The organism is Roseburia hominis A2-183 (assembly GCF_000225345.1).
In the GTDB taxonomy this organism is placed as follows: domain Bacteria; phylum Bacillota; class Clostridia; order Lachnospirales; family Lachnospiraceae; genus Roseburia; species Roseburia hominis.
Map to the genome: position 1 here is coordinate 2,620,742 of NC_015977.1, position 24,047 is coordinate 2,644,788.

Genomic DNA, 24,047 nt, shown 5'->3' on the forward strand with positions numbered 1-24,047 from the left:
GCTACCTTCCTCTCTTCTTTTTGACCCACGACACACCCACACCAAACAGCAGGGAGCCGCAGACCGCTGCGCCAACGCGCACTGCTACATAAATCCACTCCGCCACTCCTGTCAGTTCCTGTACCGGGATGACATGCGACGCGATTACCTCAAACATCTCAAGACCGAACATATGCAGGCACATCAACTCGATCGTATGATTGCCAATGTATGCCAGACCGCTCCCTACCTTCGTGTGCCCGATCCATTTACAAAACCAGATACATAAGGTTGATCCGGTCAGCGAGATTACAAGAAAAAAAGGTACGCTGAAACTGTCAAACCGTCCATACTCGCGGATGGACATATTTAATCTGCCGTTGAATACAACCGTTCCCACATAGACTGCCAGTGTCACAAAAATCCACAGTAGATTCCATTTTCTCTCAAAAAACTCATATCTGCGCATCCACGCTCCCACCAGCATGAGCAGTGCCGCAACCGGCACAATATCCATACTCCACGGAAGAAGAATGGGCAGTTCGTTTAATGCCATCGTCACGGCAACGAGCACGACCGATGTGACCGCCATTGTCTTTGCACTTGCAAGGCACTTGTCTGCGATCAGATAAAACAGCAGGCAGGTCACAAAAAATGCAGTCAGATACCACATCGCTCCGTTGGCAATATCCAACAGATAGACATTCTCTGTGTGCGTTGCATTTTTGTACAAGCAGAACCTCGAATAAAAAATGCCAAACAGCGACTGTTTCATCTCTCCCATATCCCGGCGGATCAGGGCATACGCGCACCACAGCAGTGCACTGTAACCAAAATAAGGCACAAGAAGGCGTTTTGCCTTGCGCCGGATATTGTCCCCGTAACTCCGCCCAGGCTTATAAATATAGCCCGAGATGATGAAAAAGATCTGGATATAGTAAAAAATCAGAAAACTGCTGAGTCCGTGCGCATGTGAGATCATGACCAACAGCAATGCCAGCCCCCGTGCCACATCCATGTATTGGTACTTTGCCTTCGCCTCTGTCATGACTTTTTCTCTCCTCTGCTCTTCTTCCCCCTTCCAAGTGTCAGCCGCAGGAACTTGAAATTTGTCACAAAATAACGTTTGAACAGACGCTTGGGATCCTGCATCAGACGGTATAACCACTCTAAGCTCAACTTCTGCATCCACATCGGCGCGCGCCGGATCGTCCCGGCATAGTAGTCAAATCCGGCTCCCACACCGACCATGACGCCCTGCGTCAATCCCTGGTGCTCAAACATGTAACGCTCCTGCTTGGGTGCGCCAAGCCCGATCCAGATGATATCTGCTCCCGACGCATTCATTGCCTCCACCTGCGCCGCATCCTCCTCCTTCGTCAGAGGGCGGTACGGCGGCGACACCATTCCTGCAATCTTAAGATGTGGATATTCTTTGGGAAGCTTCTCACGCAGTGTCCCGATCGTCGCCTCGCTCCCCCCGTAAAAATAGTGAGTCAGCCCATTGTCTCTCGCGAACAGTTCTCCCATCAGATCCGGTCCGGTCACACGTTCCGCCTCCGGGAATCCGTGCTTTTTTGAATAAAGAGACAGCGGTTTTCCATCCGGCAGGGCAAATGCGGCACCATTCTGCACTTTGCGATAGCTTTCATCCTCATATGCCGTTACCGTCGTGTGCACATTCGAGACGCAGATATATTTCCCGCGCAGTTCCTCCATGTGTTCCTCTATATAGCGAACCGTCTCTTCCATCGTCGTGACGGCAATCTCTGTTCCTAATATCGTACACGTTTTCATTTTCTCAATCCTTTATCATCATCTCTAGCGGAATATTTCCCATGATCGAAGGGATCAGGCTGAACGTACTCCGGTAGCTTCCTATGATCCTGCTACACTTTGACAGACACAGCATATCCACCAGGGCATCCTGTATGCCCTCCCTGGAATCACGGTCAAGTACCTTATTCTCGTAGATTACCAGACGCTCTGCGGGAAATGCCTGCTTTAACTCGTCCATGACCCTGGCATCGTCCGTCGTCACATAAAAATTGGCATCCTTTTCCTCTATCTCGCGCTTCATCCGATCGGTAAACAACTCCAGCGGGCTGTTTGCGATCGCATCTGTGTGGTCGGTACGGCGGATGTGTACCCCCACCGTCCGCTCCTTTGTGATCTGGGCAAACACTTCTCTGCCACGCGCTTCCACCGCAGCGGAAGGCGTTAAGAACCTGAAGCTGTCCGGCGTGATCTCGCACAGATTTGTGTAGGATTTGATGTAGATCCGGGACGTTTTCGCAATCTCCTGTTCCACACGCGCAAATCCACCCTCTTTTTTCCAGACCTCTACCTCATCACACTCCACAAACCGGTCTGCGCTGCCACGGTATTTTTTCTTGACGGCATTGCCGCGCAGTGTCCCGGCAAAATCCTGCTTCCATCCACTCTCACTGATATTGATCACCTTAACCCCATCAAACAGGAACAGCTCCTCTGACCGGATCTGGCAGCCTATCTCGCTCTTCCAGATGACAAGCAGCTCCCTTCCCAGCTTCTCCGCCAATTCATACGCTGAAGTCAGTGCCAGCAGGCGGTTTCCCAGTCCTGCACATGGTTCTATGATTATCATGTTCGTTCCATCCCCTCCGGTCTACTGGTTGTGGCGCTGTGTATCCACTGTCACGCTACCATTTTCTACCTTATATACAATATTGCAGTTACGGATCGTGGACAGCCGGTGCGCAATAATCAGCATCGTCATCTTGCCCTGCAGGCTGTCGATTGCTTCCATAACAGCTGCCTCTGTCTCATTGTCAAGCGCAGAAGTTGCCTCGTCAAGCACCAGAACTTCCGGTCTGCGGTAAAGTGCACGCGCGATACCGATTCTCTGTCTCTGTCCACCGGAAAGGCGCACACCCGCCTCACCGATGACGGTATCCAGACCTTCCTCCATCTCACGTACCAGATCGTCAAGCTGTGCCTGCTTTAATGCCTCCCAGATCCGCTCATCATCAATGTCCTCATTTGCACCAAATGCAATGTTATTGCGGATTGTATCATCAAGCATATAGATGGTCTGCGGGATATAACCGATCTTGTCATGCCAGCTGCGCATTCCCTTCTGGATATCCACACCATCGGTCATGATGACACCCTTCTGCGGAGTCAGAACACCAAGGATCAGATCGACAAACGTGGTCTTTCCTGCTCCGGACGGTCCAATGAACGCCACCGACGCATTCTTCGGGATTGTAACATTCACATCGGAAAGCACCGGCTCCTCCACATTCGGATAAGTAAACTCCATATGTTCCACACGGATTTCCTTCTCCAGGGTTACCGGGATCTCCTCTGCTTTTCTTGCTTCCGCCTCGGCACGTGCCTCGCGGTGCGCCTCTATATCACGGTACTCATCACGGATCTTGTCGATCACGACGCCATTGTGGATAATGGACGCATAGTAGGAAGAAATTTTATTGACGGAAGGCAGCAGCTTGAATGCCGCCACTGCGAATACACCAAGCACTGCGATAAAGTGCGCATTGTTCGTGTTTCCCATCGCGATCTTGACAATAATCATTCCCATCAGACCTGCGATGGCAAGTGCCTCAATGATCGGCTTTGGCAGTGCACTTAAGAAAGAGTTCTGTTTGATAACATAAGTATAGATCTCATTCTGTTTCTCAAAATCACGCTCGAAAAACTCTTCGCGGTTTGCAATCTTAATCTCCTTGATACCGCCAAATGCCTGCTGCATGCACTTGATCATACTTGCAGAGTAGGTTCTTCTGTCATTTCCATAGCCTTCCAGTATTTTTTTGAGTCCTTTGGAGAGGATCAGCATCATGATCGCAAGGCTGGCTGCCACACCCAGCGTGATCGTCACATCCGTTACCATTAAAAAGATGACGATGATCGCGCTGACACAGAGTTCCGATGCCATCTGTAAGGCATTGAGCACCGCGGTATAGAACATCTCCGGATCGGTATTGATATTGCGCATCAGCTCCGCACTGTTTAGATTCAGGAAAAAGGTATAATCCTGACCAATATAGTAGCGCATCAGCGTGTTCTGCATCTGCTTCTTGCCGTAATAGGAGAACTTATACTGCAGATTGTACATATACACCAGAAAAATATTTTTTAAAATATACACGGCAATAATCATCGCTGCAATGACAATGATAAACTCATTGGTGTTCTTCATGCCAAGCGTATCATATGCCCACGCTGCGAACTTATTCTGCAGAAGCTGTTCCGGTGCGATCACCGCATTGATAAACGGCAGAATTACCGTCACACCGAGCAATTCTACAAATGAGTCGATGAATATGATAAATGTCAGATATACAAGACTTCGTTTCTGTTTTTTGTCGAAAACCTCAAAGGCGCTTTTTAACTGATTCATAGTCTTCTCCTTTATCTTATAAAATACCAATCTTAATCATATTAAGAAAACAACAACTTGTCAAATTATTTCTGGATTGCTATAATGAATATTCAATAAAATAAATGAAGAAAGGGTATTTTCACCATGCCAAAACAAAGAAATTCCAGCTTTGAGCTGATTCGTATCCTCTGCATCTTTTTTGTTGTGTTCTGGCACAGCATCGGGCCTTATACAAATGATCTTTCCACGGGCAATTTAGTTGGCAGTTCCTTTGTCAACACATTAACAAACAATACCAACCTGCTGTTCATGATGGTATCCGGATATTTTGGCATCCGGTTCAATCTGGAAAAGCTGATCAAGCTCGATATCGCCATTATCTTTTATGACCTGCTCCACCTTTTCCTCTTCGGAGAATTCGGAATCAAGAGTCTGATCATCGCATGTATGCCGATCACCTTCAAGAGCCACTGGTTCATTTCCTATTATTTTGTCATCACGATCCTTTCCAGCTTTTTGAATAAGATCCCGGAACAGCTTGACCGGAAATCTTTCCGCAATCTGATCCTGCTGTTACTGTTCCTGTTTTATGTGATCCCGACGGTCTTCTTCTACGAGATCATCGAAGATGCCGGAAAAGGTGTCGTATGTATGACGATTATGTATCTGATCGGCCGTTATATCCGCCTGCACTTAAGCGATCTCTCTTTTTCACAAAAGAAACTTGCCGCCGTGTTCTTTTCGGTATCGATTCTTGCCACCGTGCTAAATATCATCCTTTCCTTAAAAAAAGGAGTATTTACCGGTATGTACTGTCGTGACAACTCCATTTTGATCGCTGTCACCGCCATCTCCTTCTTCCTGTTTTTCCGGGAGATGAATTTTTCCAGCAGGATCATCAACCACTTATCCGGTGATGTGGTCATCCTGTACTGTATCGAGGGGTACGCGCGGAAATTCTTCTGGCAGTACTTCGATCTTGCGCCGTACACCAAGAGTCCTTATTTCATCGGCATTGTATTCGTATTTGCCGTTGTCGTGTTCCTGTTCTGTATCCTGCTCAACGAGCTGCGCAGACTGCTCTTTGATCGCATTGACGGTGCCCTCGCCGCACTGATCATGAAGCCGGTCAATGCCTGCACCCCGGCTCTCATAAACGGATACCGCCGTGCACATGATGGCATGGTACAGTTTCTCAGAAAAAAGTAACTCTTCCATTTGCATGAAAAAGGAGGGATTCCCATGAACCTTCGCAGTATCTATAAAAAATACAAACGAAAAAAACAGCTTCAAACCTTTGCTCCTTATTTTTCCATCTCACCGGACACGGTGCTCTGTGACAATTTCAACCTTGATCTGCGCGCACCACAGTCCGGGAAGACATACCTGACGATCGGCGATGGCGGTGTCATCGACTCCTCCTTCGTCTTTGAGACAGAGACAGGAACCATTACCGTGGGCGACCGCGTACACATCGGAGGTGGCACACAGCTGATCTCCCGCAATCAGATCTCGATCGGCAATGATGTCATCATCGCATGGAACTGCACAATCTACGACCACAATTCCCACTCCACCCACTCTGCCGGACGCAGCATGGATGTGACCAGAGAGCATACCAATTTAAAGGAAGGCAGACCGGTACTTTTCGACAAGGACTGGTCGGTTGTGAGGGATGCTCCGATCATCATCGGGGATAAAGCCTGGATCGGTTTCGGTGTTACGATCTTAAAAGGCGTTACAATCGGCGAGGGTGCCGTCATCGGTGCCGGAAGTGTCGTCACACACGATATTCCGCCCTATACCGTTGCCGCCGGGAATCCTGCCACCGTGATCCGTAAGACCGACTGATCCCATATGGATCCCGTCCGACGATCTTCGCTCCATCGGACACATTTTCCTGTAAAGCCAGAGGGGCTGTCGCACTAAGCATATCGTGTTTTGCTTTGATAAGTAATATTATTAGAAGCCCACACCATGGGATTTCAGATGGAATTCATCTGGAAATTCGGAGCGAAAAATGTGGAATTTCTAACCAGCCGAATGTTTGCATCTTCGATGATCCGTGTCTTTCCAAGTTTGGAGCACTCCGCGGGCCATGTCCGCATCCCGGAAGACAATTTGCAGGACTTTTGTGTGTCCCTTATTGGCACCTCTGAACAAAACATAACCGCGCGAAGCCGATGTCTGAGTCGGCATCTGCCATATTTTCAATAGCAGATGCCGGCGAGTTTCGGTTCGCGCGGTTTTATATTGTCTGTGAAGAGGTGCCATTAGGGACACCAGAAAGTCCGCCCATTGTCTCCGGTGTGTCGGACATGCACCCGTCGGATTGTCCAAACGTGGAAGAGACACGGAATCCGATGCAAACATTCCACTGGAAGAAATACTCACATTTTTCTCCAACGAATATTCCATCTGCATTTCCACCTGAAATCCTCAAGTGTGTTTCTTATAATATTACTTATCACCCAAAAGAGATCTATGCTTATTGCGACAGTCCCTCTTTTTAATGGCCCGGATTCCTGATCCAATCCGTTATCTATAGCACGATATAACGCTCCAGTCCTTTGACCGAGCGCAGATACAAATCTACACAGGACTGGTTTGGTCCGATATGATAATCTGCTTTTTTGCACAACTCCACGATCGCGAGCAGCTTGATAAGATTCTTCCTGCGGAACTCCCAGTCCTGCCTGTTGAACGCTTCATTGTAATATCCGCGCTCTTCCTCCCCTGTCAACGTATATAACTCCCACTCCGGGCGCAGTTCCCGGATCTTCGTCACATTCGTGTAATCGTCCGTAAAGATAAAAAGCGGCTGACCGGACAGTCCCAGTGCCTCCACTTTTTCCACATAGCTTGCCGCATCCTTTAACTCCTTATACTCCAGGCATTTGTCGCCGCCGCGGATCTGCATGGAGACAAAATGTTCCGGCATATGGAGCTTTGAGATCAGTGCATCCATCTCCTTGCGCACATCCGGTTTCGGACAGATCGCGATCTCCCCGAATTTTGAAAACTGAGAGGTGGCTGTTCCCTTCATCCCAAACAGTGGAAAATCCACCGGATGATACTTAAAATCATTATTGATGCACATACACCAGATATCCTGTGTCAGATAGTCGGCACCCGTACGCCGTTTTAAGATTTTGGGCAAAAAGTATCCTTTATACCACAGGCGGTGGTGGCGCATCGTGCTCTTATAGTCTGTCGGGCGATAATTTGCGATATGATTCAGCTTATCGTGATTGATCGGGCAGAACGGCTCAAACAGTTCCTCCCATCCCATTCCTCCCGCTTTTGAGAAATTGGCATCATCAGCATAGATCTCAAAGCGGATATGATTTTCAAAGCAGAAAAGCATGTGCTCCATCATGCTGTCCAGCTCGGAAAAAAGACCTGCCCCAAATCCCACATGGAAGATCAGGCGTTTTTCGTAGGACTCATTAATCTTTCTATACTCTTTTTTTTTTAGCTCCGGGTCAGCCGGTTCCTGCTCCTGTCCGTACAATGTACGGATTCTCTCCCGGTTGATTGCCTCTATATCCGCTGCAAGTTCTTCCTCATTGCGGCGTGCGAGCATAAGCTCCGGCGCCTTTACCGGATGGCGCACCACCATGGCAAGTGCCAGAAAAAAGTTCTGAATTTTAATCAGCGTATTCTTCATATCCGTCTCATCCTCATTTTCTAATATCGCATAAATGCATACCCGTCAGAAGCATTCATTCCTGCATTGTCTACCATTTCCTGTAATTCATTGTCGTATACCATAATATTGATCCCATTTTCCGCCGCATCACAGTTGATCCCCTCGATCGATACCTCCCGATACAGATAAGTATCATCCAGCATGGCGCTATACCGTTCTTCCGTGAGCACCGTCACACTCTTTCTTCCCAGATCCTGATAATAGACCTTATCTTCTGTGGTGTCTGCCGGAACGGTCATCTGAAGTTCTCCATCTTTCCATACCCACACAGTATCGGTGTCAGGATCCATTCCATACTTTTTCAGCATGGACTTTATAAGCGGCCATTTCTGACTACGATAGTCTCCTTTCGTCATCACACAGATCGTATAACGATCCGTGTTTGCAAAAAGCTTTTTAAAATAGGCGTTCGCATCGGTCGTCTTTTTCAAATCCACATTCTGGGCATGTTTTTCATAGTAACGGCTGTTTGCCTCCCAGGAATCATACCGCTTATCACCCCTGCGGTCACTGACCTTAAAATGTTTTGCAATATAATTACCCAGATAGCTTGTATATTTCTCACTTCCGTAATAATTCAAGTGACTGCTCTCCGCAAAATCCTTCTGCGGATCCAGACCGATCTGTTCAAACTGTCTGTTGAAATCCACAAAATCCACCTGATGCTCTGCCGCAATCTCTGCCACCTGATTATATAACATCTCATCCTCCTCGCCAACCTCCATATAGGGAGCAGCTACGAGAAGAAGCGGGATATCCTGCTCTTTTGCCAGGTCTATAATCTCTTTCAGGTACTTTTCATTCTTTTTCTCCATCTTACCGGTTTCCGTCACCCATGTCACATCCGGGAGTCCCTCAAACACAGTCGTACTGATGGAATTAATGTTAAATCCCTTGTAATTTCTACCATTTGCATCTCCATGGTATGGCAGAAAATCATCTTCTTTTAATTCCTGGTACCTCGCATGGTACACCGGATACCGCAGCAGATAATCGAGCTGTTCCTCCTCAGGCGCAAGGCTGACCTGCAGATTTTCCACATAATCATCGGAATGGCGCAGGCCAAACATGTTCATCGTCATCCGCTCTGTCCCCTGGTACTCATCCTCCTCCATGACCCGGTAGACATCCACCACAACAAGCTGTGGTGTCTGGTATTTTAACGCCTCCTTCATGTAATAATAAGTATTCCACAACGTCTGGTTCGATCCGGCAAGATCATATGCCGCCATCCCGTATTCATCCCACAAAATAGCCGGATTAATATTCGTATAGGTATGACTGCTCCCGAGGCACAAGACGTCAACGGTATTCTCCTCCTGCTGATAGAACATCTCCGCCGGATAACAGCCATCTGTCGATTTAAAATGTAGCAGGCGGTAAGCCCCATAAAGCATCCCGGCTGCAAGACCGGCAAACAGCAGACAGGCTGCCGTACGTTTTATCATTTCTTTCATTGTTTTCCTCATGCTCTTCTTTAGAACTGAAAATATATAAACTGTGCCGCATCATAATCCGGACCGTATTTTCCATACACGACCACAAGAAGAATGAGCAACAGGCACACCAGCCACCGGAACCATATATTCTGTTCCTGCAAAAACACATCCACGCGTCTGCCCAGCCGATAACGTACCAGGTCAACCAACAACAGAATGAACAGTGCAAAAAACAACACATTTGCTTCAAACTGCTCCAGTCCCATTGTATATAACGTCCCGTTAAAAAGCGCCCACGGGTTCACTCTTGTTGCAATCCGGCTTATATATACACACGCCTGTCCCAGATTGTCTGCCCTGAAAAAAATCCATGCAAATGTGGTCAGCACAAATGTAAACGCAATCTGTGTCAGTTTAAAACTGATACAATCTGTTCGGACGTCAAAGATCTCCACGATCTTCTTTCTTACCGGGCGAAGCAGATCCCCGATGATCTGATAGAGTCCGTGCAGTCCACCCCAGATCACATACGTCCATGCTGCGCCGTGCCAGAGTCCGCTTGCGAGGAAGGTAAGCATCAGGTTGCAGTATTTTCTCACTTTTCCCTTCCGGTTTCCGCCAAGAGGAATATAGAGATAATCCCGGAACCAGGTGCTCAGCGAAATATGCCATCTTCTCCAGAAATCTTTGATCGATGTCGCAAAATACGGCGTATTAAAATTCTCCATCAATGTGAAGCCCATCACCTGTGCAGCCCCGATCGCAATCAGGGAGTAACTTCCAAAGTCACAATAAATCTGAATTGCAAACGCCACCGCCCCGGTAACCAGTTCCGCACTCCCCAGGCTGTAATAATGGTCAAATGCATAGTCCGCCACAATGGCGATCCGGTCTGCCAGCACCATTTTTAAGAAAAATCCATACAACATGAGTATGAGTCCGTTGACAATCCGATGATATTCAAATGTCTTTTTATAAGGCACTTCCCGGATCTGTTTCAGCAGATTTCCCGACCGCTCGATCGGTCCTGCAACCAGCTGTGGGAAAAATGATACAAACAGCGCATAGCGAAGCGGATTTTTTTCTGCCGCAATCTCTTTCCGGTAGACATCCACCAGATATCCGAGCGCCTGAAAGGTATAGAAGGAAATTCCCACCGGGAGCAGAACCTCCAGGCTGCTGGTCAACGGTTTTTTCTGAAAATGCTCCAGCACCACATTCAGGTTTGTAAGGAAAAAGTCAAAATATTTGCAAAAAAACAAAATGCCGAGATTGGAAAGGAAACCAACCGCGACGACCAGCTTTCCTGCCACGCTCCAGCCTTTTTCCTCATGTGTACCGGTCCACTCTACAAGAAGTCCACACACATAGGTAATCAGCGTTGAGGCTCCGATCAGCATCGCATACGACGCATTCCATGACATGTAAAAATAATAGCTTGCCACCAAAAGCCAGAGATAGCGCACTTTCTTTGGAATGATCCAGTAAATCAGCACTACTGCCGGAAAAAATACGAGAAAGTCAATTGAATTAAACTGCATCGATCTCCCCTTTCTGACATGCGCCGCCATCCAGTACAATCCAGTCAGGCAATGCCATCTGCTCTACCCCGTGAAACTTCGGAACAATGACAATCCTTCCCGGCAGCGTGTTCAGATACGCTGCCCATGTAGAATAGGTACTGTTGGAAATGATCTGATTCTGGCATGCAGACATCAGAAAGAATTCATCAATATCCGACAGTGCTTCCCCAAACTCCGCAATATAGCGCATTCTGGCTTCTCCGTCATCCAGACATTCTTTCGCCTTCGGAAGATCATTCGTAAACACAATAAACGTCACATCCGGTTTTTCCTTCTGCATCCGTGCAATCGCCTGCTGAAAATACGCACGGTTCGGGCCACCAAGATCCCCTCCACGCACATGTAGTGCACAAGTCGGCGTCTGTGTGAATTGCTGCATGAGTTCTCTTACCGCATCCGTCTGCTCATATGCCGGTGTAAACATTTCGCGCAGATCATCCAGATATTCTTCAAAATACCCGAGGCACTGCCAATAGCCATGAAGATACCTGCCCCGCCGGGCTGGTACAAACACCCGCGCATCCACAGCATACATATCCCGTTCCCGGATCACATGATACCGGATATCGCGCCGCAGGCGCTTGTAGAGCTTCTGCCAGAATGTGCGGTTCGGAAAGGATTCTTTTTCATCATACACCACGCGGAAATGATCCAGCTCATAATCACGCAAGGTCGAATTATCACACTCCGATATATCCAGCCTGAGCTTTTCCCCGCTCCGTTTTGCCGCAGCATAGCCACAGGCATAGTTGTACATCTGGTTGCCCATGCCATCGCCGATCTTAACCGTTACCAAATCATGATCCTCCCTGTTTCTCCTGTGTTTCCACGCTTGCATTCTTCCTGTAAATTCCCACAACATCCGCCACCGGCAGATTCTTCTATCTGCCAAGAATAATGTCACAGATACGATCCACCTGGTCAATCCGAAGATCTGCATACAACGGAAGGGTCAGTACCTTTTTCGACAGATCCAGCGCTACCGGTGTATCTCCCATATCAAACATGCCCTTATAGCATTCAAACGTGTTCGTCAGCGGATAAAAATATTTTCTTGCGTAGATCTCGTTGACCTTTAACAGCTCATAGATCTCGTCCCGACTCTTTCCAAATTCCTCCGGTTCAAAGATTACCGGATAATATGCATAGTTAGGCTTCACGTCCTTTTGCGGTGCAGAAATCTTTAATCCATTTACACCGGACAGTCTCTCATTGTAATGCTCTACAACTGCCTTTCTCTTTGCAAGTTCTCTGTCAATATGGCGCAGATTGCATAATCCCATTGCCGCCTGGAACTCGTTCATCTTGGCATTCGCACCGACATCCTTGATAAGTTCCTCATCCCAGATACCGAAATTCTTAATGCCGAACAGCTTTTCCCGCAGACCATTCTCACTGCTGTTAAAGCAGACAGCACCACCCTCGATTGTATTGAACACCTTGGTCGCGTGGAAGCTGAAAATGGAGGCATTTCCAAAGGTTGCCACTCCTCGTCCCTTATATTCCTCGCCAAAAGTATGTGCCGCATCATAGATGACTTTCAGATTATGCTTTTTCGCGATCGCCTCGATTGCCTCGACATCGCAGAGATGCCCGTATACATGTACCGGAATGATGGCACTGGTTTTCTCTGTGATGAGCGCCTCGATCTTATTTACGTCAATCGTGTAGTCCTCCGGATTCACATCACAGAACACAGGTGTCAGTCCATTGCGGACGATCGCGTGCGTGGTCGATGCAAACGTGAACGGTGTTGTGATAACTTCTCCGGTAAGTCCCATTGCCTGAATCAGAAGTTCCAGTGCCATGTGCCCGTTGGAAAACAGCAGAATATTTCTCACTTTTAGATATTCTGCCAGTTCCTCCTCCAATCTGTTATGCTTCTCCCCCATATTTGTCAGCCAGTGGCTTTCAAAAATACTCTTTATCTCGTCCACATACTCATCCAGTTCAGGCATGGATGAACGTGTCACCAAAATCTTCTCCATATCTACTCCATTCTACCGGATTTTCTCCGGTTTTCTTTCATCTGTGAAACACAATCATCATACTCCAAACACCGTTGTTTTGTCAACGAAGTCCACTTTTTCCCTTGACATTGCACACGCAGGATTTATAATAAAAATTATTGCGTATTGACCACTTTCTATAAGGAGATTTCATGAAACAGAGGGTTCTCTATTTATACTACTATTTGAAGCACATTCATCATAAACTCCGCGCCAGACGCACCGGAAGTTACAACGTTCTCGGATCTTTTCTGGGAATTCCGGCTCCGACAGACGAAGAAGCCAATGAGCTGATCAAGGACTTTATCAAAAGCGGCAAGCCATTTGCAATCTGTCGCCTTGGCAGCGCTGAGTTTTCAGAGTTGCAGCTCTACGACGAGCATGTCCTCTTCCACACGAACCGTCTTGGTAAGAGTAATATGTTTGAAACGTTTCACCACAGCACAGAGGAAGTCGGCCGCTGGTCGTCTCTGATCAAACGTGATAATCAGGATATCGATGTGATGGCTTACTTTGACGATCATCCTGCCGAAGAATACATTGTACGCACCAGCTGTCCAAAAGATATGAAGCTGATCCGTCTCGGTCAGTTGGAACCATTGGCTTACAAAGAGCCCTGGACACTGGCTCTTGCCGGCAAAAAGGTTCTTCTCGTCAACCCATTCGTAGATACCATGTTGGAGCAGTACCCCCACATGGATCAGATCTTCCCGGATCGTATGGTTCTTCCACCTGACATCACATTCCGCACATTCAAAGCCGTGTGGTTCACCGGACGCGGAGACGATTTTGACACATGGTTTGATGCTTTAAATTATATGTATGAGGAGATCATGAAGATCGATTTTGATATTGCCCTGCTCAGCTGCAGTGCTTTCGGCTATAATCTGGCTCCGATGTTAAAACGCGCCGGCAAACAGGCCATTCAGATGGGGGGATCCATGCAGCTGCTCTTCGGGATCTGGGGATCGCGTTGGGATGACTACCCTCCCTACCTCCCTCTCAAAAATGAATATTGGGTTCGTCCACCAAAAGCAGAAGCTCCTAAGGACAAAAAAGGACTGGAAGAACTGGACAATGCCTGCTACTGGTAACAGATAAGAAATCAATGGCAAAGATCAAAAAAAAGACACGCCCAAATGGACGTGTCTTTTTCTGTCACCTATGTTTTATTCAATTACCAGACTCTTCCAGTCATCCACCGGAACAAGTGCTATATACGTCTTACCGGTATTTAACTTGATCTCATTGCCATCTGCATCATAATAGCGTGTCGGGGAAGTCATGCTCGTCTTCTTCCAGGTAACCGGAATCGCCTCGCCATTCGTCACATAATATCCACCACCGGATGTAATCACATCAAAAATCATATAACCATGTTCGTCATACTGTGTAAATCCTGCACTCTGAATCAGCAGATTCTTAAAGCAGAGCTGTGCATTATCATTGCCCGGATCCACATGCGCTTTGCCATACTCGGAATAATAATACAACTGATCATCTGCATCGTACTCCAGATAGGATCCATTATGCGGGAATGGAAGATCCACGGTCTCTGCTGTGATCGCGTCTGCTGCATCCGAAAGATCCACCGGGTTGTCCTCATTTGCAAACTGATAGTGCTCACCCTCATAATAAGATGTATACTCTTTGGACACATCCGAATTACTGAAGTTCTTGTCCATATCACCGGAAACGATATACTCCGTATATTCTCTTGACTTTCCGTTGTTCACACGGGAAAATGTCCCACTGAAATGGTCGGAACACGGCTCTGCCAGATATTCATCAATATAGAATGGTCCTCCATCATGACAAATGATCGCATTCCATTCTGCTGCCAGAATAATATTCGTCGGGCGGACGCTTCGGATGCTTCCGATCTGATCCACGCTCTCGTAATCTTTAAACAGTGCCATAAATCTGGTAATACGACCATTCATTGTACTGTTCATCATCTCATATACGACATCTGCGTGCGATAATCCATAATGCGGTAACGCAATAGACTCATTATCCACCATGACCGCAATCGGACGCTGATCCTTCAAGGAATCATCGATCAGTTCATTCGTAAGTTCGCTCCGGTATTTGCCTCCCGGAAGCACTTCTTCCTCAGACTCAGTCTCTGCCTGTTCGGTCGTCTCTGCAATAACCTGCTCAGTCGATGTGTCCGCGCTGCTCTCCTGAGCATCCTTTCCACCACATGCCATAAGGTTGATAGAAACCGCAAACAATGTCAATAAGGTGACTGCTCTTTTCTTCACAATGTATACCTCTCAATATCCTATTAATTAAGGGCTTTTCTAATTTCAAACTGCGCCCTTATTTTTATCATACCATACTTCACCCGCGTATAAAAGTGTTTTTTGTGCACATTTCCTAAAACAGGCTATTTTATCCGTTTCACTTCGTCCATATTGCTCTCTGCGACAATATAATGCGGACGTTTTTTTACTTCGAGGTATGTTTTGGCAATGTATTGCCCCATAATTCCCATACAAAAAAGCTGTACACCGCCAATAAATGTAATGATACACGCTGTGGATGCCCATCCGGTCACGGGATCTCCAAAGACAAGCTTTCGTATAATAATAAAAATCACCGCCACAAAGGACAACACTGTCATGAACATTCCAAACCAGGATGCAAATGCCAATGGTGCCTGTGAAAAATTGATAATCCCATCAATCGCATACTTAAACAGCTTCCAGAAATTCCATTTCGTCTCGCCTGCCACCCGGTTCACATTCTCATACGGCAGCCAGCATGTCCGAAATCCGATCCAGCCAAAAATCCCCTTGGAAAAACGGTTATACTCTCCCATCTCAACGATCGCATCTACCATCTCACGCCGCATCAGCCGAAAATCCCGTGCCCCATCCACGATATCCGCATCTGACACGCGGTTGATCATCCGGTAAAACAACCGGGCAAACCAGCTCCGAATCGGCGGCTCTCCTTTTCTGGTCACACGGCAGGTTGCTACACTGTCATATTCACCTGTCAGAAGCTTGTCTAACATCTCCGGAAGAAGCGCCGGCGGATCCTGCATATCAGCATCCATCACTGCAACGTAGTCTCCGGTGACATTGCAAAATCCTGCATACATTGCCGCTTCCTTTCCGAAATTTCTGGAAAAGGAAAGGTACTGCACACAGCCATCCTGCCCTGCCAGTTCCTTTAAGACAGCCAATGTCCGGTCTCTCGATCCGTCATTGATAAACACAAACTCATGCTCGCATGGCATGGTTTCCAACACGTTCTTCGTCTCCCGATAAAAAATCGGCAATGCTTCCTCCTCATTATAGCAGGGGACTATCAGTGAAATCTTCATAGCATCTCCTTCTGTCGTAATACTTTTTATATTCTACAACATTCCGCTCCAAAATGCCACTTCTATTCACACCGCTTTCTGATATCATGAGGGTTTCCTCAAAAGCATATGCTTATAAGACGTAATCAGCTCCCAGTGCCACATAACAGGTCTTCAACCCTTTATGCTTCTTCTCCACATAATCCTGCCCGATCAGAAACCTTATGAAATCCTTCACATCCTGCTTTTCACACTTCACAGAAAATTCCTGCTCCAATGCCTCCCTGATCTCAGTCTCATTCATTGCATGATTACGATCCCACAAAATATTAAGGATCTGATTTGCAGTCTCCGGAAGTGTGTCTACCATTACGCATTCTATCATTTTATCTCTTCCTTTCATATGTGTGAAATTAGTTTATTTTACTCCCTTCGACAGGAAAAGACCATTCGATATGACGTAAATTTAAACTTACGTCATATCGAATGGTCTTTTGTCAAAACCTCTCCTAATATAGCAAAAAAAGCAACAGAAAAGGAGATTTGTTTATGAAAAAAGCATTTATTATCACCACACTTGCACTCATCTTGTCCGCAGCCGCAGTACCAGGTATCGTCAATTCTTTTGGGGTATCATCCGGCGTGACTTCATGCTTTATTTTCGAAGATATGGCTGAGGGATACTAAAATTCAATACCATAATTATTTTTACAGTAGTCAGCCGCTCTGCATGCTCTCTCATTCTGCTTCATCGTTTCAAACAGAACGACTGACTGCCTGAAATATTTGACTGCTTCACCCTTTTGACCAAGTTCTGCTAATGCACAGGCTTTATTAAATAATAACCGAGGAAGAATAACCAAATTGCCATACTTAATGCAAAATTCTACTCCTTCTTCTGCAATATCATTTATTTCAATATATCTTTGTACTCTAGCCAGCCAGTTACTCAAATTATATAAAATGACAGGATATTTTGCCGTTTTCTGTTTACTGTCCATCATCTGCTCTTCCATATAATCCTTTAACCAGTATTCTAGTTTCAATGCTTCCTCAATATTATTTTCTCTGGCATATTTCCTTGCTATTGCATTGATTATCATAATCTCATCAAATGTGAGCAGATTTTCCTTCATCGGTGTCACACCGTCAAACTGAGGCAAAGTAACATGGATTGCCTTCATGAGCATTTCCATGATTTGATCCGGTTCTGCCCCTTTGTTCCACATCAATTCAGCCTTTGCAAAGTATAAATATTGTCTTTCCAAGTGTGATGTTTTCTTTGTCAGACCTTCTACTTTCTGAATCTGCTTTACCAATTCCTCAAAATTCCCATCCGCAATGTTTCTTACCATTTCCTGGACACACTCATAGAGTTCCATCTCCTCTTTGCTCACGAAGATATTAAACACACTGTTCTCCATACCCAGGCGTTCCATTAACTTATCCAGTATATATCTGCCAGGTGTCTGCGCTCCATTTTCAATGCGCGACAGTGTTGCAGATGTACAAATTCCAAAGCTTACATCCTCCTGCGTGTAGCCCTTACGAAGCCTGATCTCTCTGATATAATCACCAATCACATATGTTGCCATAGCTTTTTCCACCCATCATTTGTTCTATCATTGCAGATTTTTGTGTATCCGTTTTCATTCTATTATAGTAGTTTTGTTTTGCACAAATACCACATGGCATTCCAAATTTCCTGCCTTGCAACAATTATGTTAACATATTTCTCTTTCCTTTTCCACTTTCTATTGCAGATTGCTAGACAGGCACATCCCAAAATTATTTTTGTAGATTTTATCGGTTGAAACTACCGATCAAGAATGAGACAGATCTGTCTCTACATTTTAGACTGGAACTCTTCAATAGAATCCGCGCGTGCTGCAAGCTTAAGCCACGCCGCCAGAGTATCTTCCCGCTTTTCAGCTGCAATACACTCCCTTAATTCTTCCGGAACGCTTCCGAGTTCAGCTAATAACGCCACTATGTTCTGCGCTATTTTTGAAGCCGCGAGTGACTCTGCCATTGGCTTTGCCAGCGTTTCCGCCATCTCTTTTGCTCTCCGCTCCGCTTCCGAATGGCTATATTCCTCCATCGTCATATAGCCCGCCTCCAATTTTCGATCACGTTTTAAATATTCCACCCTCCGGTGGATCAGTTGAATCTCTTCATCGTTATGCATATTGGCAACTTCTTCGGTGCTTTGTTTCAAATATTCAAACAGGTGCAGCAACTGGGCAGATCCCTGCCAAAATCATTCTGCATCTCAACGTCATAGCTGACCTCCTCAGCATCCAGCGCATACACATCAAAGCGCACCGATTTGAAATCGCTGTCGAGGAAGAGCGTATGCTCTGCGTGCGATCTGACCGCAGTGATCTTACGGTTCAAAGCGATCTCCAGCACATTCCGACAGATTTCCTCATCCTGTAGCGCCGCTGCAAACAAATATGCATTTGTCAAGTTCAATGTCTGAAAACATTCTCCCATACATGGGTACCTCCTCATTGGGAAGTGCCTGTCTATGGGAGTATTATAAATCTCTTTTTCGTCAAATGTCTATTTGGTAAAATTATGAATTATTAAAACACACAGATCAGATTTCTTTTGACACTTTACTAATCAATACAATATTTTTGGTAAATAATACCTACTCCTCACAATAAATAGTATTTTCAAACTCATCGTCTCCTGCAAATTCTTTTTTCATAATATCATAATAAGGACTGTTAAAGTCCATTCGTATGATGGATTGTTTTCCTATTCTGCATAGCATTTGATAGAAAACTTTCATAGCCTTATAAATGTAGGAATCATTAGGTGAATAAACCTCGCTCAGCATATCTCTCATTTCATTCAACTCCTTATTACTAAGTTTTACATGAAACTTTTCTACATATCTAACCTTTTCCAGCACATAAGAATCAACAGAAAACAGTTTTGCTTTTTGAATATAATACTCCTTACTTTTGATCAGATCTAGCATCAACTTTTCGCCTTTTTCAAACAATTCCTTTGCTGTCTGGCTGTCGGATTGTACATTAGCATATTTAAGATAATTCCTTGCAATTGCATGCTGTATCTTAAAAGATTTCGGTTGTATCTTTTGGGATTTTTTCAAATGGCTCAGTGCTTTTGCATAATTATTCTCTCCCTGTTCATATAAGCCCAGTTGAAGCCAATAATAGCTGACCTTTGTATATTCCTGCTTAATCCCATAAAACAAAGTACCCAATTCCGATTTTTCCGACTTAAACTTTTCTCTTAACCTGGCCTCATTTAAAAGTGCTTGGAATACATTCATCCACACATCCTGTCTTCCTTCATACACATAAGTCGACATATAAAGCAACAATTCCCGGATTGCAGGAAAAATTTTATCCCTGTTACTTTTCAAAACCGCATCCTGAAGCAGAGAGTTTCTTAAAGCAATTCCCTGATCATCATATTTAATATAATCTATCACCTTCAGGTTACTGATCCCGCCCTCCTCCGTCAGACGAATTACCCCCTGATAACGTCCTATAAATAATTCGATCGGATAATATTCAATATCCAGATTATTAAATATTGCCACTTCCAGCAGCAATTTCATTTCTATCGGCGGAAGATCCGTTACAAACTTCATTTCCTTATTTAATTTTCGCCGCATTTCCTTGCCATAAGTCAGATATACGATCAGATTCACAACACTCTGCTTCCTCTGAATCTCCCGATACAGCTCATTTGAATCATGGTCGAATTCGTACAAATCTCCCAGTGAATCCTTCTCTTCCAGTGTTTGTGCTATAATGGGCGCATCCTCTTTCCTGATTTTGTCTTTACATTCTAAATCACAAAAACAGTTCCCTTCCAGATAATATTTCTTTCTTGTATGATAATACGTTCTGGACGCACACAAAAAAACAATTTCTTTTTCTTCATAACTGTCTCTCAAAAATCTCTCAATGGTCTTATAATAAAAACTTGCATTATCTATAAGGATTGCATATTTTTCATAGCTACTTTCCATAATATAGTTGCGAAGTACACTTCTCTCTAAAAATCTTCCCTTATATTCAAGTACCTCATATCCCATACTATGCAAATAATAGCCCAGCTGTTTTAAAAGTGTGCTTTTCCCCGAAAAAGAGCTTCCATACAGGCAAAAGCATTTTAGTGGATCTTTTTGACTCAAAATAATATCCAGACTCTTTTTCGCACTGTCTAACATCGTATTTTCAAATGTCCATCTGTCAAAAACATCCTGCCAGGTGCTATAATATCCCTGATATATATTACTCTCATATGGATTTTTAAAAATTTTTATATCATCCTGAAGCCGATAGATCATAGCCCGGTTAAGTTCTAATCTGGCGCGCTCTGCTCTCTCCGGTGCATATTCCAGCTCCGATGCAAATTTTAAAAATTTCTCCGTAGTCCACGGAATAATGGTCGCCCCCAACTCTGCCGCTTTTTGCTCCAACGCCAATTTGGGATACGGTTCTATAAAGAAAATACGGCTTTTCTTTCTCTTTATCTGCATATTTTCATAAAGCTGTAAATAGTACTCAATATCCGGTTCATCCAGTGAAGCTCCGATAAATATGACATCATTTGCAGAATATATTTCATTTGTAAATTCTACAAGACCGATATTCACTTTGCTTCCGATCAGATCATTATATTCCTTTTTACTGAATATGTAGCCATCCCCCGGTTTTCTTACACTGCCGTGTAATTTAATGAGCTCCATGTTTTCACTTTTGCGGGGAATATCTTTACTTGATGAAATACAACTGTACTCTTTGTCATTTTCTTCATATATATTTTCAACCAGATCATCAATATTTACCGTATAAATTCTCCTCCATGGATAATCCACCAGCAAATTGTGAAATCCAGTCTCATTTGGCAAGGCTCCCTTAAGGCGTCTTGTAAGATACTCTTCTCTTTTTGCTTTATTGTCCTTATCTAATGCATCAATACAGGAACACAATTCACGAAGATTATATTTTTCAACATCCTTATAATCTGCCTCACTGATTTTGTCTTTTACAAACTCCAATCGTAATTCATCAGCAAGCTCCGAGCCTGTGGGAAGCTTCCCTTTTTTGCAGAGGGCTTCCCGAGAAAAACCAGCACCCAAAAACAGCACTGGCATATTATTCTCCATGCAGTCCTTCAGATCTTTTATCGTAGTCTCTTCCACCATTGTTTTATCCATCTTTTCCACTACCTTCTTTTCAACATTATCGTCCTGTTTTCCATGTGATGTAGTTTATTTCATTATATTCTACTACATCCATACATTTTTGCAAACCTTCGTATCTTATCATTTATAACATTTCATGTAATTTCCAATGTTTATTAAAATTTTTTAAGTCAATAATATACACGCCACAAAAAACACCTTTGTATACCCTATCGCATCTACTACTTCCGTTATTATCAATGAAACTATTGGTCCTCCGAATATATTTTTCTATAAGCACTATTGCCCTTAGTACCAAAACCGCAGTTCTAAATCATTCATTCTCCTTTTCAACGGCACACGAATTTCTCTTATAATTCCACATAGATCATTTTATTCATTATCAACATATTTTTTATCATTATTATCATAAAAATAACATATACCACATAAAATAGTATTGGAAATATACTGTACAAAATATTTAATCCTGTAATGGATGTAAAATTTATTATCCATTTAAAATCTGATTTTCCAATTCCTAATATGTAGTCAAAAACGGGTGCAAAAACAAAAAACATCAATGATGTCCCATATGCTAACTTATAGTTACCTGCATACTTTTTAGATAATATATTCCATCCCGCAAAACCTGCATTCTTATATGCGTACAGACCTTGTTCCCGAATCATTTTTTCTAACCTAATCATGCAAAACCCTTGCCTTGCTATTACATAAGAATTATATGCATAAAAAAGTCCAAATAAAAAGGTTCCTATTGGCAAAAAATAACAAAATATAATGAACCAGAATTTTTCATTGTCTTCTGATTTCATGACTGCCAAGACCGCCCCATAAAAAACAATGGTAAAATACAGGCTTTGATATAATCTATCAAAATACTTTTCTCCCACCTGCCCCAACATTTTATATTCTTCCATTAAAACTTGCATAAGATCCATTTTCATCCTCAAATCAACTTTTTCTTTTTATTATCGTAAACGCACCATAGTGGGTGCGGTCTTTTGATTAGCCGCTCCGAAGAGCGGCGTTAGTCAACGAATTACTTTCTGCATTCTGCCGGCAGCTTGTCTGACCAAGGGAGCAGATCTTCACAGAAACTTACATCATGGTCTTCCATGTGCTTTGGTATCTCAGTTAAAAGATATTCGAAGTAATTGTAAGGCTTTAGGTTGTTTGACTTTGCTGTTTCTGCAATGCTGTAGATGATGGCACTAGCTTCTGCACCAGCTATGGTGTCAATCATAACCCATTTTTTCTTGCCCACACAGAACGGTCGGATTGCCTGTTCCACGGAATTATTATCCATCGGTACTTCTCCATCTTCAAGGAAGGTTTTTAGATACTTTTCCTGATTGAGAGAATAGGTAAGTCCTTTTGCAGTTTTACTCTTAGGCGTTACAGACAATAGATTCTATTTGATCCACGTAAAATAGGCATCAACCAGCGGTTTTACTGTTAGCTGGCAATGTTTTAGACGTTCTTCTATAGTCATTGATGCAAGTTTGTTTTCCTCGCGATAGATTGCCTGGATCTGCTTTAATGCCAGATATGCGAGCGAACTTTTTCGCCTGTCCTTTGGCAAAGCCTTAACAGCTTCGTCGAATCGGCGCCTTGCATGGCTCCAGCAGCCGGCAATCCGTAGGTCTTCACGCTCTTTTTCAATGGTGTGATAGGCCTGATATCCATCCGTTACGCAGACACCTTTGAAATCTTTTAGAAATGCTCTTGGATGGCTTGCATTACGAGAGGGTTGGTACTCATACAAAACGATCTGCTTATCCAGATACATCTTGTCGGTTCGGTACACCCACATGTAATGCTTACTTCCCTCCGTTCGGTTCTCTTTTGAAACCAAAACCGGGGTTTCATCTGCCTGAAGTACATGATAATCATATATTCTTTCATGCAGATAGTCGTAAAAGACGGAAAGATATCGTTCGGCACAAAGTATGGTCCAGTGTGCCATGTCGGCACGGTCAATGTTCAGCCCCATTCGCCGAATTCACAGATAAGTTCTTCCTTTGTCATCCGGTGTTCTACAGGAATAACCGGAAGTCCTTGGATATCGGTAGCACGCTTTCCCTGGACTTTCCTGCCTCTGGGTTTTGTTGTTTCATTTTCTTCATACTCGGCAAGGCTTTCAACTGCCTCTGCTTCGTTGAAGTAAATGATATTGCCATCCACCTCTAAGAAACTGATCTGATTTTCAGTTTCTAGTTTCTCGGAGGATCTGCCAAAACGGTTGTGGTTCAAAACAGCGACCTGTTCCAGCAATAGCTGAAGCTTCTGATCAATATCGCGAAGCTGTGACTGCTGGGCAAGAAACAGCTGAACAAGCGTAGCCTTATCGAAATTATTCAGTTGTTCTTCTGTGTATTCCATCGCCATAATGAACCTCATTTCTACAAGATTCATTATA

The 24,047-nt window shown here is 44.4% G+C and carries 21 protein-coding genes and 1 pseudogene; 4 read left to right on the top strand and 18 right to left on the bottom strand.

What is annotated here, in order from left to right; genetic code table 11:
• Position 1 precedes the first annotated feature (1 nt).
• From RHOM_RS11715 to RHOM_RS11730, 4 genes are read right to left on the bottom strand one after another with little or no spacing between them, the layout of a single operon-like run.
• Positions 2-1,027, bottom strand: coding sequence for an acyltransferase family protein (locus RHOM_RS11715; protein WP_014080524.1), 1,026 nt, complete (start codon positions 1,025-1,027; stop codon positions 2-4).
• Positions 1,024-1,776: a WecB/TagA/CpsF family glycosyltransferase gene (locus RHOM_RS11720; RefSeq protein ID WP_014080525.1), complete on the bottom strand. Its 753-nt coding sequence runs from the start codon at positions 1,774-1,776 to the stop codon at positions 1,024-1,026. Before RHOM_RS11720 ends, RHOM_RS11715 begins: the two co-directional genes overlap by 4 nt.
• Positions 1,777-1,780: 4 nt before the next feature.
• Positions 1,781-2,605 (bottom strand): NodZ family protein, encoded by an 825-nt coding sequence (locus RHOM_RS11725; RefSeq protein ID WP_014080526.1) that lies wholly within the window; start codon positions 2,603-2,605, stop codon positions 1,781-1,783.
• Positions 2,606-2,626: 21 nt separating this feature from the next.
• Positions 2,627-4,384, bottom strand: a complete 1,758-nt coding sequence (locus RHOM_RS11730) for an ABC transporter ATP-binding protein (RefSeq protein WP_014080527.1) — start codon at positions 4,382-4,384, stop codon at positions 2,627-2,629.
• A 126-nt stretch (positions 4,385-4,510) separates the two neighbouring features.
• On the opposite strand from RHOM_RS11730, the gene RHOM_RS11735 reads away from it, so the two are divergent.
• Both RHOM_RS11735 and RHOM_RS18130 read left to right on the top strand, forming a co-directional pair.
• On the top strand, positions 4,511-5,575 hold the full coding sequence (locus RHOM_RS11735) for an acyltransferase family protein (RefSeq protein ID WP_014080528.1): 1,065 nt from the start codon (positions 4,511-4,513) through the stop codon (positions 5,573-5,575).
• A gap of 33 nt (positions 5,576-5,608) precedes the next feature.
• Positions 5,609-6,217 (top strand): acyltransferase, encoded by a 609-nt coding sequence (locus RHOM_RS18130; RefSeq protein ID WP_014080529.1) that lies wholly within the window; start codon positions 5,609-5,611, stop codon positions 6,215-6,217.
• A gap of 691 nt (positions 6,218-6,908) precedes the next feature.
• Here the strand turns inward: RHOM_RS18130 and RHOM_RS11750 are convergent.
• From RHOM_RS11750 to RHOM_RS11770, 5 genes are read right to left on the bottom strand one after another with little or no spacing between them, the layout of a single operon-like run.
• Entirely contained in the window at positions 6,909-8,036 is a 1,128-nt protein-coding gene (locus tag RHOM_RS11750) for an O-fucosyltransferase family protein (RefSeq protein ID WP_014080531.1), read from the bottom strand.
• Between the two features lie 20 nt (positions 8,037-8,056).
• A complete protein-coding gene (locus RHOM_RS11755; RefSeq protein ID WP_014080532.1) occupies positions 8,057-9,535 on the bottom strand; it encodes a hypothetical protein in 1,479 nt (492 codons plus the stop codon).
• A 20-nt stretch (positions 9,536-9,555) separates the two neighbouring features.
• Positions 9,556-11,058 (bottom strand): MBOAT family O-acyltransferase, encoded by a 1,503-nt coding sequence (locus tag RHOM_RS11760; RefSeq protein WP_014080533.1) that lies wholly within the window; start codon positions 11,056-11,058, stop codon positions 9,556-9,558.
• Positions 11,048-11,962 carry an alpha-1,2-fucosyltransferase gene (locus RHOM_RS11765; protein ID WP_408639171.1) on the bottom strand — a complete coding sequence of 305 codons (915 nt, stop codon included), beginning with the start codon at positions 11,960-11,962 and terminating at the stop codon, positions 11,048-11,050. The genes RHOM_RS11760 and RHOM_RS11765 overlap by 11 nt, the downstream gene beginning before the upstream one ends.
• A gap of 19 nt (positions 11,963-11,981) precedes the next feature.
• Positions 11,982-13,088, bottom strand: a complete 1,107-nt coding sequence (locus tag RHOM_RS11770; protein ID WP_014080535.1) for a DegT/DnrJ/EryC1/StrS family aminotransferase — start codon at positions 13,086-13,088, stop codon at positions 11,982-11,984.
• 173 nt (positions 13,089-13,261) lie between these two features.
• On the opposite strand from RHOM_RS11770, the gene RHOM_RS11775 reads away from it, so the two are divergent.
• A complete protein-coding gene (locus RHOM_RS11775) occupies positions 13,262-14,203 on the top strand; it encodes a hypothetical protein (protein WP_014080536.1) in 942 nt (313 codons plus the stop codon).
• Positions 14,204-14,278: 75 nt separating this feature from the next.
• Here RHOM_RS11775 and RHOM_RS11780 read toward each other — a convergent pair whose 3' ends face one another.
• The 3 genes from RHOM_RS11780 to RHOM_RS11790 form a co-directional block, all read right to left on the bottom strand.
• Positions 14,279-15,376: a DUF3048 domain-containing protein gene (locus tag RHOM_RS11780; RefSeq protein ID WP_014080537.1), complete on the bottom strand. Its 1,098-nt coding sequence runs from the start codon at positions 15,374-15,376 to the stop codon at positions 14,279-14,281.
• Between the two features lie 125 nt (positions 15,377-15,501).
• A complete protein-coding gene (locus RHOM_RS11785) occupies positions 15,502-16,446 on the bottom strand; it encodes a glycosyltransferase family 2 protein (RefSeq protein WP_014080538.1) in 945 nt (314 codons plus the stop codon).
• Positions 16,447-16,558: 112 nt separating this feature from the next.
• Positions 16,559-16,810, bottom strand: coding sequence for a BlaI/MecI/CopY family transcriptional regulator (locus RHOM_RS11790; protein WP_014080539.1), 252 nt, complete (start codon positions 16,808-16,810; stop codon positions 16,559-16,561).
• Between the two features lie 164 nt (positions 16,811-16,974).
• Between RHOM_RS11790 and RHOM_RS17595 the strand changes: the two genes are divergently transcribed.
• Positions 16,975-17,112 carry a hypothetical protein gene (locus RHOM_RS17595; protein ID WP_014080540.1) on the top strand — a complete coding sequence of 46 codons (138 nt, stop codon included), beginning with the start codon at positions 16,975-16,977 and terminating at the stop codon, positions 17,110-17,112.
• On the opposite strand, the gene RHOM_RS11795 is transcribed toward RHOM_RS17595, so the two are convergent.
• The 6 genes and pseudogenes from RHOM_RS11795 to tnpC form a co-directional block, all read right to left on the bottom strand.
• Complete coding sequence (locus RHOM_RS11795) at positions 17,109-18,020, bottom strand: helix-turn-helix domain-containing protein (RefSeq protein ID WP_014080541.1); 912 nt, start codon at positions 18,018-18,020, stop codon at positions 17,109-17,111. The genes RHOM_RS17595 and RHOM_RS11795 overlap by 4 nt on opposite strands.
• A gap of 251 nt (positions 18,021-18,271) precedes the next feature.
• Positions 18,272-18,613, bottom strand: coding sequence for a hypothetical protein (locus tag RHOM_RS16570; protein ID WP_014080542.1), 342 nt, complete (start codon positions 18,611-18,613; stop codon positions 18,272-18,274).
• Positions 18,614-18,639: 26 nt separating this feature from the next.
• Positions 18,640-18,921 carry a hypothetical protein gene (locus RHOM_RS11805; RefSeq protein ID WP_014080543.1) on the bottom strand — a complete coding sequence of 94 codons (282 nt, stop codon included), beginning with the start codon at positions 18,919-18,921 and terminating at the stop codon, positions 18,640-18,642.
• 160 nt (positions 18,922-19,081) lie between these two features.
• Complete coding sequence (locus RHOM_RS11810) at positions 19,082-21,637, bottom strand: SIR2 family protein (protein WP_014080544.1); 2,556 nt, start codon at positions 21,635-21,637, stop codon at positions 19,082-19,084.
• 338 nt (positions 21,638-21,975) lie between these two features.
• Complete coding sequence (locus tag RHOM_RS11815; RefSeq protein WP_044024685.1) at positions 21,976-22,566, bottom strand: hypothetical protein; 591 nt, start codon at positions 22,564-22,566, stop codon at positions 21,976-21,978.
• 101 nt (positions 22,567-22,667) lie between these two features.
• Positions 22,668-24,016: pseudogene (gene tnpC, locus RHOM_RS18380) on the bottom strand (IS66 family transposase).
• Positions 24,017-24,047 lie beyond the last annotated feature (31 nt).

What these genes read in the sequence shown, in the direction of transcription:
- RHOM_RS11815 (WP_044024685.1), bottom strand. Translation starts at nt 22,566, where the DNA reads ATGGATCTTATGCAAGTTTTAATGGAAGAATATAAAATGTTGGGGCAG.
- RHOM_RS11755 (WP_014080532.1), bottom strand. Translation starts at nt 9,535, where the DNA reads ATGAAAGAAATGATAAAACGTACGGCAGCCTGTCTGCTGTTTGCCGGT.
- RHOM_RS17595 (WP_014080540.1), top strand. Translation starts at nt 16,975, where the DNA reads ATGAAAAAAGCATTTATTATCACCACACTTGCACTCATCTTGTCCGCA.
- RHOM_RS11785 (WP_014080538.1), bottom strand. Translation starts at nt 16,446, where the DNA reads ATGAAGATTTCACTGATAGTCCCCTGCTATAATGAGGAGGAAGCATTG.
- RHOM_RS11790 (WP_014080539.1), bottom strand. Translation starts at nt 16,810, where the DNA reads ATGATAGAATGCGTAATGGTAGACACACTTCCGGAGACTGCAAATCAG.
- RHOM_RS11750 (WP_014080531.1), bottom strand. Translation starts at nt 8,036, where the DNA reads ATGAAGAATACGCTGATTAAAATTCAGAACTTTTTTCTGGCACTTGCC.
- RHOM_RS11765 (WP_408639171.1), bottom strand. Translation starts at nt 11,962, where the DNA reads ATGTTGTGGGAATTTACAGGAAGAATGCAAGCGTGGAAACACAGGAGA.
- RHOM_RS11760 (WP_014080533.1), bottom strand. Translation starts at nt 11,058, where the DNA reads ATGCAGTTTAATTCAATTGACTTTCTCGTATTTTTTCCGGCAGTAGTG.
- RHOM_RS16570 (WP_014080542.1), bottom strand. Translation starts at nt 18,613, where the DNA reads ATGCATAACGATGAAGAGATTCAACTGATCCACCGGAGGGTGGAATAT.
- RHOM_RS11715 (WP_014080524.1), bottom strand. Translation starts at nt 1,027, where the DNA reads ATGACAGAGGCGAAGGCAAAGTACCAATACATGGATGTGGCACGGGGG.
- RHOM_RS11735 (WP_014080528.1), top strand. Translation starts at nt 4,511, where the DNA reads ATGCCAAAACAAAGAAATTCCAGCTTTGAGCTGATTCGTATCCTCTGC.
- RHOM_RS11810 (WP_014080544.1), bottom strand. Translation starts at nt 21,637, where the DNA reads ATGGATAAAACAATGGTGGAAGAGACTACGATAAAAGATCTGAAGGAC.
- RHOM_RS11770 (WP_014080535.1), bottom strand. Translation starts at nt 13,088, where the DNA reads ATGGAGAAGATTTTGGTGACACGTTCATCCATGCCTGAACTGGATGAG.
- RHOM_RS18130 (WP_014080529.1), top strand. Translation starts at nt 5,609, where the DNA reads ATGAACCTTCGCAGTATCTATAAAAAATACAAACGAAAAAAACAGCTT.
- RHOM_RS11775 (WP_014080536.1), top strand. Translation starts at nt 13,262, where the DNA reads ATGAAACAGAGGGTTCTCTATTTATACTACTATTTGAAGCACATTCAT.
- RHOM_RS11805 (WP_014080543.1), bottom strand. Translation starts at nt 18,921, where the DNA reads ATGGGAGAATGTTTTCAGACATTGAACTTGACAAATGCATATTTGTTT.
- RHOM_RS11795 (WP_014080541.1), bottom strand. Translation starts at nt 18,020, where the DNA reads ATGGCAACATATGTGATTGGTGATTATATCAGAGAGATCAGGCTTCGT.
- RHOM_RS11725 (WP_014080526.1), bottom strand. Translation starts at nt 2,605, where the DNA reads ATGATAATCATAGAACCATGTGCAGGACTGGGAAACCGCCTGCTGGCA.
- RHOM_RS11730 (WP_014080527.1), bottom strand. Translation starts at nt 4,384, where the DNA reads ATGAATCAGTTAAAAAGCGCCTTTGAGGTTTTCGACAAAAAACAGAAA.
- RHOM_RS11720 (WP_014080525.1), bottom strand. Translation starts at nt 1,776, where the DNA reads ATGAAAACGTGTACGATATTAGGAACAGAGATTGCCGTCACGACGATG.